We start from the raw sequence: 8936 nt of genomic DNA, 5'->3' as shown, positions 1-8936 counted from the left end.
TAGAGACGTTGACGCTGCGGCAAGGTCAAACCCCGGCGGACAGGCTGCGCGGGAGGGACCCGATCGCTCTTCTCAGGCCGTCGTACGGCGGCAGCACGATCACAGAAAGGAACACCACCACGTCGCAGAGAACCGCTCATCGCAGCACCGATGAGTTTCCGTGGGGTGCGACGTTTCATGTCAAAGAACGTCGGTGACCCGACCGGCCGGACCGAGGAGTACGCATCGTGGACCTGAAGCTCGAGCAGGGAGACTCCACCTCGGAGATCACCGCTGCGCTCTCCGAGGTGGAGTCCGCGTTCGAGGAGCTCACCGAGCGCCATCGGCGCGAACTGCACCTGCACTGCTACCGGATGCTCGCCTCGTTCGGCACCAGCCTGTTCCCGGCCTTCGGCCTACCTCCGACGCTCTGAATGCCCCGACATGCCGATGGGCCGGGATTGATCCGACATGCCGCTGGCGCGGGCCGCTAGGCGCGGGTGGATATCTGCTGTACGGCCCAGTCGTTTCCGTCCGGATCACTGAAGAAGAGGAAGCCGACGTTGTCGAGAGCGTCCGCCACCGGCCTCGGGTTCTCGCCCAGGACCTGGATCTCACTGACCTCCACCCCGCGTTCGACGAGCTGGGCGCGTGCCTTGTGGAGATCTGGGACGACCAGCTGAAGGCCCTTGAGCGAGCCCGGCGGCATGTCCGGGACGACGCCCTCTCCCACGACGATCGAGCAGCCCGACCCGGGAGGGGTCAGCTGTACGACACGTTGTCCATCGATGATCGTGGTGTCGTGGTCCACGTTGAAACCGAGTCGCTCGGCGTAGAACGACTTGGCGCGCTCCACGTCCGACACGGGCACTATGACGACTTCGAGGGTCCAGTTCACGGCACATCCCTTTCTGATGGTTCGCTGTCAGTACGAGTGGTTCGCTGTCAGCACGAGTGGAGCAACGCGGTGAGCCGGTCGTAGCCCTCGGCGACACCTCGCTCCATGGGGGAGCGGAGTGCGGTGTCACGCGCTTCCTTCGACTCGTACAGCACGGTGCTGGTCAGCGTCGTCACACCGTTCAGCTCGGCGAAGTCGTAGGTGACCAGTGACTCACCCGGATACCACTGGTCGTCGAACGATTCGGTGTAGACCAGTCGGCTCGGCGGCACGATCACGCGGTAGACACCGCCATGGCCCATGTCACCGCCGTCGGGTCCCTGAGACACGAAGCGCCAAGTGCCGCCGACGCGCAGGTCGATCTCGCAGACGACGAGGTTCCAGCCGCGCGCGCCGAACCAGCGCTTGAGCAGTTCCGGCCTGGTGAACGCGTCGAACACCGTACGGCGTGGGGCGTCGAAGGCCCGCGTCATGACGATCTCTCGGTCCGTCGGCGTCGTCACCGTCAGGGCGCCGGTCCCGTCGCTCATGAGCGCGCTCCACTCGGCGGATCCCCGCGCCGCTCGTCCTCGGCCCCGAGTTCGGCGAGCAGTTCGTCAAGCCGCCGGTAACCGTCCTCCCAGTAAGCCCGGTAGTTCTCGAGCCAGTCGGTGGCGGTCTTGAGCGGTCGGGCCTCGAGCCGGCACGGCCGCCGCTGCGCATCGCGGCCGCGCGAGATGAGACCCGCGCGCTCGAGCACCTTGAGATGTTTCGAGATCGCCGGCTGGCTCATGTCGAACGGCGCGGCCAGTTCGGTGACCGTCGCCTCGCCCGACGCGAGCCGGGCCAGGATCGCCCGCCGCGTCGGATCGGCCAGCGCGGTGAACGTGGCGTCGAGCAGGTCTGGACTCATCCCTTGTATAACCTTCCGGTTCAATAACCTTCCGGTTTTCTACATGCTGACCAGTACGGCTGTCAACGCGATGCGGTTCCCGCCGAACCGCCGTCGGATGCACGGCTGCCGAGCGCCTCGAAGCACACATGACGTGATCCCGTCGTCTCGGCCGTCACCATTGACACCGGCCTCGTATCGTTCGACGCTTTCCCCGCAGTGACGCAGAGCGTACGAACGCCATTTCACCCCCTGGTCATGCCTCCGCCTTCTCTGTCGCAGCCCGCTCGCACCCGCCGAAGGAGAACCGCCCATGTCCTCCGTCGCCCTCCCTCACGACACCCTCGGTTCCGGAGCCCATCGCGTGATGGCGCTGCACGGCTGGTTCGGCGACCGCACCTCTTTCCGGGCGATCCAGCCGTACCTGGACGGTGACACGTTCACCGAATCCATTTCATCCTCCGGTGGAGGGCCGCTGGTCACAGCATGATCGCGATGCGCCCGTTGGGGCCGTGACGTAGAGAAGCTCCTGGTAGATGGGTTGATCACCACAACCAATACCCGTCACAACCAGGAGCTTCGGTTGCTGTTCTACCGTGCCGCCGTTGATTTGTCGCGTTCGACGTTGAACTACGTTGCGGGGGTGATCCGCCGGCACCGGGCGAAGACCGGGTCGGCATGGCGGCTGCTCTCCCCTGGCCGACAGGCCCTGCTGGTGCTGGTCTACCTGCGTAAGGACGAGACGTTCGCCGAGATCAGCGCGGGGTTCGGGGTGTCGGCGACGACGGCCTGGCGGTATGTGGAAGAGATCGTGATGCTGCTGTCGGCCCGTTCCCCCAAGCTCACGCAAGCCTTGCGGAAGGCTACTAAGGACGGGCTGACCCACGTGATCCTGGACGGGACGCTCATCCACACCGAGCGGGTCAAGGCCGACCGGCCATACTTCTCCGGCAAGCATCGCGTGCACGGCATGAACGTGCAGGTGATCGCCGGCCCAGATGGGACGATCCTGTGGACGTCGGGGGCGTTGCCGGGCTCCACCCACGACCTGACCGCCGCCCGGGAGCGGATCCGCGTGCACGGAACCGATGGGTACGTCGAGATCCTGCCTTGACCGACTGGTTGAACAGCGCGACTGCGATGTCGCCGTTGCTCAGCCGTCTGGCCATGACGCGGCGGGTGCCGTCGCTTGAGCCTGGGTGGCTGGGCTGAGCGCCACGGCCAGGGCCACCATGGTCAGCAGCGCCCGGTTTCGTTTCCTGGAGATCGCTCCGAAGTGATTCGAGGGCCGGGTCCATGGGGTGGGCTGGACATCCCATGGACCCGGTGCCCAGGACTCAGACGACCGTCGTGGCCGCGCCGCAGTTGGCGACCAAGCCGAGGGTCGTCCTGCCTGCGGTGAACTGGGGCGGGCTCGGCCTTCCGCCGAGCCCGCCACGCCGGGTCCGCACCGGAGACGGACCCCGGTTACGTCGTTAGCGCTGCAGTGTCAGCAGACCCGGCCGGTAGGGCAGGAGGCCGTAGTCGCCGCCGGAGTTGGGGCTGCGCCCCTGGTAGAGCAACTGCAGATTGCAGGGATCGACGGTAAAGCTCTGATCGGCGCTGGTGCGGATCAGTTCGCCATGGCTGATGTCGTTGGTCCAGGTGGCGCCGCTGTTGGCCTTGCCGGCGAACGGGTTGCTCTCGGTTGCGGCCTGCGGCGTCCACGAGCCGTTCAGGCTGGTGGCCGTGAACGAGCGGAAGTAACGACCCTGCGAGCCGATCGCCTCGACGATCATGAGGTAGCGGTTCTGGCCCTGGAGCTTGTAGACCTGAACGGCTTCGAACAGGTTGTTGGTCGTATCGCTCATGATCACTGTCGAAGTCGTGCCGAAACTGCCCGGGAAGTTCCCGATCGGCATACTGGCCCGGTAGATCTTGCCGTTGTCGCCGGCGAAGAAAAGGTACATGTTCGTGCTATCGCCGATGACAGTCTGGTCGATGGGTCCTGTTCCGGAGCCGGTGATGCTTCCGGAGAAGAGCACCTGCTGTGATGACCAGCCATTCGGGTTGGTGGGGTCGCTCGACGTCCGGTAGGAGAAGGCGGTCCCACCCCACTGGTAGGCGAGCACCCAGATATTCTTCGGCGCGAAGTGGAACAGCGTGGGGGCGACGGTGGAATTCGACATTGTGTTCTGGCTGGCCGAGGCCATCTCCGGCCAGTTGGTGAACAGGCCGAAGTTCATCGAACCCCACCTCGTCCCCGTGTCGTGCGTCGTCGCATAGACGAGATGCCTGCCGTTGTAGGGGGCGACGGTGAAGTCCTTGAGCGAGACCCACCCCGACTTGGGCTGCGCAAGCGGGCCCGTTGATGTCCAGCGGTATGTCGAAGGAAGATCGCACGTCGGACTGGGGTCGTCGCCGACCTGGACGAGTTGCCACTGCTGGTTGTCGCCGCCCCAGTCGTCGTACTGGACGATGTTCGCGTTGTCGGCGGTGGAGCCGCCCTGCACTTCGAGGGCCTTGTTGCTGTGGCGCGAGATGAACCTGACGTAGCCTCCCGGGCTCTCGGCCAGCCGCCACTGCTGGTTGGTGCCGTTCAGGTCGGACCACTGGACGATCGAGCCGCCGTTGGCGGTGGAGAAGTTGTAGACATCCAGCACCTTGCCGGAGTGGCGGGACTTGATGCGGTAGTAACCGCCGCCGGAGTCGACGAACTGCCACTGCTGCTGGTTCTGATCGTTCCTGGTCCATTGGGTGATGCGGGCGCCGTCGTTGGTCGCCAGGTTGTAGACGTCCAGGGCCTTGCCGCTGTTGCGGTTGACCAGGACGTACCACTTGTTCACATCCACTGTCGCGGCCTGAGCCGTTTGCGTGTTCGTCACGGACAGGAGCACCGACAGCAGGAGCGATGCCAGCACTGCCGCACCGGTCCTCAACATGAACTTCTTCCCTTCGTCTTCCCTTACCTTCGCCCAAAGTGTTAGAGCTAACATTTTCAGCCGAGTGAAACCTTCTCTCAATCGGTGATCGGGGGGGTGGTGGTGGCCGGAGTAAATACGCGGCAGAGCGACATCGTCAAGACCCCGGACCTTCGAAAAGTTTTCGGGCGCAGGCCTGCTGCTAGATCGCGCACACAACCCGGCGGCCAGACACACGCGATGAAATATTTTGAAAACATTGACGGGATTTGTGCTGGCTCACACACTGAGTCCGCGACGCCTTGGTGGTGTGTGCGTTCCCGTAATGGTGCGCGGCGTCTGTTGCACGGCTGTGTCCGTGCTTCCACCCCTCGTCCATTCATGGAGGAACAGACGTGCGTACGAACGCGATGCCCAGGGCTCGGATCCGCAAGCGGGCCCTCCTCGCAGGCGTCCTCGGGGTGCTCAGCGCTGCCGTCGCTCTGGTGGCACCGTCTCCGGCCGCCGCCGCGGAGGGCACGCTGGGCGCTGCGGCGGCGCAGAGCGGCCGTTACTTCGGCACCGCCATCGCCTCGGGCAGACTCAACGACCCGGCGTACACCACGATCGCGAACCGCGAGTTCAACTCGGTGACCGCCGAGAACGAAATGAAGATCGACGCCACCGAACCCCAGCCGGGCCAGTTCAACTTCACCGTCGGCGACCGCGTCTACAACTGGGCGGTCCAGAACGGCAAGCAGGTACGCGGCCACACCCTGGCCTGGCACTCCCAGCAACCCGGCTGGATGCAGAGCCTCAGCGGCAGCGCACTGCGCCAGGCGATGATCAACCACATCAACGGCGTCATGTCCCACTACAAGGGCAAGATCGCCCAGTGGGACGTCGTGAACGAGGCCTTCGCCGACGGCAGCTCGGGAGCCCGCCGCGACTCCAACCTGCAGCGCACCGGCAACGACTGGATCGAGGTCGCCTTCCGCACCGCGCGCGCCGCCGACCCGGCCGCCAAGCTCTGCTACAACGACTACAACATCGAGAACTGGACCTGGGCCAAGACCCAGGCCGTGTACGGCATGGTCCGCGACTTCAAGCAGCGCGGCGTGCCCATCGACTGCGTCGGCTTCCAGTCTCACTTCAACAGCGGCAGCCCCTACAACAGCAACTTCCGCACCACCCTGCAGAGCTTCGCCGCCCTCGGCGTCGATGTGGCCATCACCGAACTGGACGTGCAGGGTGCCTCGGCCACGACCTACGCCAACGTGACCAACGACTGCCTGGCCGTCTCGCGGTGCCTCGGCATCACCGTCTGGGGTGTGCGCGACACCGACTCCTGGCGCTCGCAGGACACGCCGCTGCTGTTCGACGGCAACGGCAACAAGAAAGCCGCCTACACCGCGGTCCTCAACGCCCTCAACGGCGGCACCTCGACGCCCCCTCCCGGTGCTGGAACGATTAAGGGTGTCGGTTCAGGCCGTTGCCTGGATGTGCCCAACGCCAGCACTACCGACGGCACCCAGCTCCAGCTGTGGGATTGCCACAGCGGCACCAACCAGCAGTGGACGTACACCGACGCGGGTGAGCTCAGGGTCTACGGCGACAAGTGCCTGGACGCCGCCGGCACCGGCAACGGCGCCAAAGTCCAGATCTACAGCTGCTGGGGCGGCGACAACCAGAAATGGCGCCTCAACTCCGACGGATCCATCGTCGGCGTCCAGTCCGGCCTCTGCCTGGACGCCGCCGGCTCCGCCAACGGCACCCCGATCCAGCTCTACTCCTGTTGGAACGGCAGCAACCAACGCTGGACCCGCACCTGACCTGCCCAGGAAAAGGCGAATCGATGAAGACCTACAGTGCGGCTTCCCCCGCCCCTCCGCTAAGGCATCGCTGGTGGTCCTGGTTTGCCGCCGCGATGGTGGCGGCCCTCGCGATCGGCATGCTCGTCGCGGTGAACCCGGCGCCGGCCGAGGCGGCGACGGTGGACACCAATGCCTGGTACGTCCTGGTCAATCGCAACAGCGGCAAGGCGCTTGACGTCTATGGCGCGTCCAGCGGCGACGGCGCGCGAGTTGACCAATGGACGCGCAACGACGGAGCCAACCAGCAATGGCAGTTCTTGGACTCCGGCGGCGGCTTCTACCGGTTGAAGGCGCGGCATTCTGGCAAAGTGCTCGATGTGGCCGGCGCCTCGACGGCCGACGGTGCCGCGATCCAGCAGTGGGCCGACCACAACGGCGCCAACCAGCAGTTCCGCCTGGCCGACTCCGACACGGGTCACGTCCGGCTGATCAGCCGCAGCAGCGGCAAGGCCGCGGAGGTCCAAGGCGCGTCCACCGCCGACGGCGGCAACGTCGTCCAGTACGCCGACTGGGGCGGCGCCAACCAGCAGTGGAAGATGGTCGAGCTGTCGTCCGGTGGCGGCGGGTGCGGCAGCGCCCCAACGCTCACAAGCGGTACGCACACGATCCAGAGCAGCGGTAAGAACCGCAGCTTCATCCTCAGGGTTCCGTCCAACTACAACAACAGCCACCCCTACCGGCTGATCTTCGCGTTCCACTGGCGAGGTGGAACCGCCGGCGACGTCGCCTCGGGTGGAACGAGCGGGAGCGCCTGGTCCTACTACGGCCAACAGGAACAGTCGAACAACAGCGCGATCCTCGTCGCCCCCCAGGGCCTCGGCAACGGCTGGGCCAATTCGGGCGGTGAGGACGTCACCTTCGTCGACGACATGATCCGGCGAATCGAGAGCGGCCTCTGCGTCAACACGACACAGCGCTTCGCCACGGGTTTCAGTTGGGGAGGCGGTATGAGCTACGCACTCGCATGTGCCCGGGCGAACACCTTCAGGGCCGTCGCGGTCATGTCCGGCGGCCAGATCAGCGGGTGCAGCGGCGGCACCCAGCCCATCGCCTACTTCGGAATCCACGGCATCGGCGACTCCGTCCTCAACATCGCGCAAGGACGGTCCCTGCGCGACAAGTTCGTCGCCAACAACGGCTGCACTCCCCAGAGCCCACGCGAGCCCACCCCAGGCAGCTGGACGCACATCACCACCACGTACTCGGGCTGCCGCACCGGGTACCCAGTCCAATGGGCCGCGTTCGACGGAGACCACATACCCGGTCCGGTCGACGGCTCCCCCAACGAGAGCGGCATCGCCACCTGGACCAAGGGAGAGATCTGGAGGTTCTTTGCACAGTTCCAGTGAGTCGGGTAGCCGGGAGGAGCCTCGCCTCTCGGCTCCCTCAGATCCGGATGTGAAGCCCGGGATCCGCAGCTCGATGATGCTCAACCTCGACCCCCCGGGCCATGGCCGGCTGCGGCGGATCGTGTCCCGCGTCTTCACGCCACGACGCGTGGAACGAATGGCGGCCGATGTGGTGACGCGGGCCAGGAGCCTCATCGACGAGATCGCCGAGCGGGGCGAGTGCGACCTGCCCGTGGACGTGACGGACGAGTACCCGATCCAGAACCTCGCCGACCTCCTGGGAATACCCACGAGCGATCGCGGCCAGATCCTGACCTGGACCAACCGGGTCGTCGGCTATCAGGACCCCGATCACGCCACCGACGTGGAAGGCACTGACGGCGGGCCGGTCAACCCCCGGTCCCCGGCCATGCTGGCCGACATGTTCGACTACGCCCACCGGCTCGCCGCGTACAAACGCCGTCATCCCGCCGACGACGTGATGACGGCCCTGGCGACGGCCGAGGTGAACGGGCAGTGCCTCACCGACCCCGAGCTGTCGATGTTCTTCTTCCTGCTGGTGATCGCGGGCAACGACACCGTACGCTCCGGCCTGCCCGGCGGAATGCTCGCCTTGCTGGACCATCCGGACCAGCACCGCCGCCTTCTGGCGGAGCCGGACCTGCTCGACCCGGCGATCGAGGAGATGCTGCGCTGGCATCCGCCCGTGCTCAGCTTCCGGCGCACCGCCGTCACCGACACGGTCCTCGCCGGGCAGCGGATCGCCGCCGACGACAAGGTCGTGGTGTTCCATGGCTCGGCCAACTACGACGAGAGCCGGTTCCCCGAACCTCTGCGCTTCGACATCGCCCGCCACCCGAACGACCATGTGTCGTTCGGTGACGGCCCGCATGTCTGCCTGGGGTCGCATTTTGCTCGCCTGCAGCTCCGGGCGTTCTACCGGGAGATCCTGTGGCGCCTGCCCGACATCGAACTCGCGGGACCGCCGGCCCGGCTGGTGTCCAACTTCATCGCCGGGGTCAAGCACCTGCCCGTGCGGTACTCCCCGGTCGCCCGGTTCGGCACCCGGTGACCGCCACGCCGGCA

At 66.0% G+C, this 8936-nt stretch carries 10 protein-coding genes and 1 pseudogene; 7 read left to right on the top strand and 4 right to left on the bottom strand.

The genetic code is table 11. The annotated features are described in order from the left end of the window. A partial coding sequence (locus HKK74_RS39070; protein ID WP_222722304.1) for a hypothetical protein occupies positions 1-197 on the top strand: 197 nt, incomplete at its 5' end. Between the two features lie 30 nt (positions 198-227). Further along, complete coding sequence (locus HKK74_RS39065) at positions 228-413, top strand: hypothetical protein (protein WP_222722303.1); 186 nt, start codon at positions 228-230, stop codon at positions 411-413. Positions 414-469: 56 nt separating this feature from the next. Here the strand turns inward: HKK74_RS39065 and HKK74_RS16020 are convergent, their stop codons facing one another. Genes HKK74_RS16020 through HKK74_RS16010 form a run of 3 tightly spaced genes read right to left on the bottom strand, consistent with a single transcriptional unit; the run spans position 470 to position 1769 of the window. Beyond that, on the bottom strand, positions 470-877 hold the full coding sequence (locus HKK74_RS16020) for a VOC family protein (RefSeq protein ID WP_187243995.1): 408 nt from the start codon (positions 875-877) through the stop codon (positions 470-472). Between the two features lie 47 nt (positions 878-924). Then, a complete protein-coding gene (locus HKK74_RS16015) occupies positions 925-1407 on the bottom strand; it encodes an SRPBCC family protein (protein ID WP_187243994.1) in 483 nt (160 codons plus the stop codon). Next, positions 1404-1769: an ArsR/SmtB family transcription factor gene (locus HKK74_RS16010; protein ID WP_187243993.1), complete on the bottom strand. Its 366-nt coding sequence runs from the start codon at positions 1767-1769 to the stop codon at positions 1404-1406. The genes HKK74_RS16015 and HKK74_RS16010 overlap by 4 nt, the downstream gene beginning before the upstream one ends. Before the next feature lie 292 nt (positions 1770-2061). On the opposite strand from HKK74_RS16010, the gene HKK74_RS16005 reads away from it, so the two are divergent. Together HKK74_RS16005 and HKK74_RS16000 are read left to right on the top strand one after the other, a co-directional pair. Continuing rightward, positions 2062-2238 carry a hypothetical protein gene (locus HKK74_RS16005; protein ID WP_187243992.1) on the top strand — a complete coding sequence of 59 codons (177 nt, stop codon included), beginning with the start codon at positions 2062-2064 and terminating at the stop codon, positions 2236-2238. Positions 2239-2331: 93 nt separating this feature from the next. Further along, positions 2332-2811 (top strand): annotated as a pseudogene (locus HKK74_RS16000) (transposase family protein); the annotation flags it as partial. A gap of 412 nt (positions 2812-3223) precedes the next feature. On the opposite strand, the gene HKK74_RS15995 reads toward HKK74_RS16000, so the two are convergent. Next, positions 3224-4624, bottom strand: a complete 1401-nt coding sequence (locus tag HKK74_RS15995; protein WP_312881522.1) for a non-reducing end alpha-L-arabinofuranosidase family hydrolase — start codon at positions 4622-4624, stop codon at positions 3224-3226. Positions 4625-5043: 419 nt separating this feature from the next. Here HKK74_RS15995 and HKK74_RS15990 point away from each other — a divergent pair, with 419 nt between their 5' ends. From HKK74_RS15990 to HKK74_RS15980, 3 genes are read left to right on the top strand one after another with little or no spacing between them, the layout of a single operon-like run. After that, entirely contained in the window at positions 5044-6459 is a 1416-nt protein-coding gene (locus HKK74_RS15990) for an endo-1,4-beta-xylanase (RefSeq protein WP_187243990.1), read from the top strand. Positions 6460-6482: 23 nt separating this feature from the next. Next, on the top strand, positions 6483-7850 hold the full coding sequence (locus tag HKK74_RS39940; RefSeq protein WP_187243989.1) for an RICIN domain-containing protein: 1368 nt from the start codon (positions 6483-6485) through the stop codon (positions 7848-7850). 49 nt (positions 7851-7899) lie between these two features. Then, positions 7900-8922: a cytochrome P450 gene (locus HKK74_RS15980; protein WP_312881521.1), complete on the top strand. Its 1023-nt coding sequence runs from the start codon at positions 7900-7902 to the stop codon at positions 8920-8922. Positions 8923-8936: the final 14 nt, after the last annotated feature.

This window comes from Actinomadura alba (assembly GCF_014323705.1).
Lineage (GTDB): Bacteria > Actinomycetota > Actinomycetes > Streptosporangiales > Streptosporangiaceae > Actinomadura_C > Actinomadura_C alba.
Note: the sequence above shows the minus strand (reverse complement) of the source record. Positions and strands in the feature narration are given on the sequence as shown.

Coding starts and splice junctions, on each gene's coding strand:
- HKK74_RS16015 (WP_187243994.1), bottom strand. CDS start 1,407: ATGAGCGACGGGACCGGCGCCCTGACGGTGACGACGCCGACGGACCGA.
- HKK74_RS16010 (WP_187243993.1), bottom strand. CDS start 1,769: ATGAGTCCAGACCTGCTCGACGCCACGTTCACCGCGCTGGCCGATCCG.
- HKK74_RS16005 (WP_187243992.1), top strand. CDS start 2,062: ATGTCCTCCGTCGCCCTCCCTCACGACACCCTCGGTTCCGGAGCCCAT.
- HKK74_RS39940 (WP_187243989.1), top strand. CDS start 6,483: ATGAAGACCTACAGTGCGGCTTCCCCCGCCCCTCCGCTAAGGCATCGC.